This is a genomic window from Pseudoalteromonas sp. APC 3893 (genome assembly GCF_030408095.1).
Taxonomy (GTDB): domain Bacteria; phylum Pseudomonadota; class Gammaproteobacteria; order Enterobacterales; family Alteromonadaceae; genus Pseudoalteromonas.
Genome location: NZ_JASDCD010000074.1, coordinates 1 through 1,125, shown reverse-complemented (window position 1 = coordinate 1,125; position 1,125 = coordinate 1). Strand labels below are relative to the sequence as shown.

Sequence of the window (1,125 nt, the reverse complement as noted above, 5' to 3'; positions counted from 1 at the left end):
ATACCAAACACATTTAATTGATGATCTATTTTAATTTAATGCTATTTGTGATCTAATACTGGTAAATTCACTCATTCTTATTGAGCTTAAATTGTCCAACATGCCAGATTTTCCCTACACCCGAGATGCGCGATTAAAAACCCGCTATCAAGTTGTTCGTCAATTTCTTAAAGTTAAAAATCGCACGGCTGTTGCACAAGCGACAGGCGTGAGTCGGCGCTTGGTAAATGAGTGGGTGACAGCTTATCTTACCGATGGCATTGCGGCATTAGACATTAAGAAACAGCCAGGTCGCCCTTGTGCTCTAACACCTAAGCAAAAGCAACAACTCAAAGATTATGTATGCAAACATGCAGTTAAAGATGAAGGGGGTCGCTTAATCGGTGAAGACATTCGTGAGTATATTCGCGAGACATTTGATGTGCAGTATAAGCTTAATAATGTTTATCGCTTATTACATGAGCTTAATTTGTCATGGATTACATCTCGCTCGAAACACCCTAAACAATCAGTTCAGGCGCAAGAAGACTTTAAAAAATTTCCTTCGTAATACGATCATCACAATTCCAGGTCACGTATCACTTGATAGAGTCAATGTCTGGTTCCAAGATGAAGCGCGGTTTGGTCAACAAAATACCACATCTAAAATTTGGGCAAAGAAAGGTTCAAGGCCCCGCGTGGTCAAACAGCAACAATTTCTATCAACTCATATTTTTGGTGCAGTTTGCCCTGCAACAGGCCAGACGGAGGCAATTATAGCGCCTTATTTGAGTAAGGCTATAATGAGGCAACACTTACAACTCATTTCAGATGCGACGCCCTGTGGAGAGCACGCAGTGGTCATCGTTGATCGGGCAAGCTGGCATATGGGTAATGTTGCACAAGACATTAAAAATGTGTCGGTGATACCGCTTCCTCCCTACTCACCCGAACTGAACCCCATTGAGCAAGTGTGGGCATGGATGAGAAATAGAGAGTTATCTAATCGTACATTTGCAAGTTATGACGATATTGTGGAGCAAGTAAGTAGGGCGTGGAATACATTTCGCTCAGATATTGATAACGTTAAGCGTATCTGTTCGAGAAAATGGATAAATTTGATCACTTAATAAAAAGTATTGGTAT

At 41.1% G+C, this 1,125-nt stretch carries 2 protein-coding genes; both read left to right on the top strand.

The genetic code is table 11. The features are described 5' to 3' along the window. Positions 1-100 precede the first annotated feature (100 nt). Entirely contained in the window at positions 101-550 is a 450-nt protein-coding gene (locus QMA12_RS22040; protein ID WP_290211507.1) for a winged helix-turn-helix domain-containing protein, read from the top strand. Then, positions 441-1,109: an IS630 family transposase gene (locus tag QMA12_RS22035; protein WP_356948043.1), complete on the top strand. Its 669-nt coding sequence runs from the start codon at positions 441-443 to the stop codon at positions 1,107-1,109. The genes QMA12_RS22040 and QMA12_RS22035 overlap by 110 nt, the downstream gene beginning before the upstream one ends. Positions 1,110-1,125 lie beyond the last annotated feature (16 nt).